This window comes from Clostridioides sp. ZZV14-6387 (assembly GCF_020657835.1).
GTDB classification, from domain to species: Bacteria; Bacillota; Clostridia; order Peptostreptococcales; family Peptostreptococcaceae; genus Clostridioides; species Clostridioides difficile_A.
This window is the reverse complement of sequence record NZ_JAGWCW010000168.1, coordinates 1-213: the sequence shown is the minus strand read 5'-3', so window position 1 is coordinate 213 and position 213 is coordinate 1. Positions and strand designations below refer to the sequence as shown.

General features: G+C 31.0%; 1 protein-coding gene. It reads left to right on the top strand.

Annotated elements, in window-relative coordinates:
• Positions 1–213: transposase (locus KGF38_RS20265; RefSeq protein ID WP_227832712.1), on the top strand; the 213-nt coding region annotated here is incomplete at both ends.

Here is a 213-nt window from a genome sequence, read left to right as displayed (position 1 = left end):
AGGATTTACAAGTAAAGAATATGGCTAGAAATAGTAAACTATCTCGCTTAATTTCTGATGTGTCATGGTCAGAATTTATTCGTCAATTAGAATATAAGGCTAATTGGTATGGTAGACAAATCGTAAAGGTAGGTAGATTCTTTGCAAGTTCACAAATATGCAATAAATGTGGGTACAAAAACGAGGAAGTTAAGAATTTAAGTATAAGAGAAT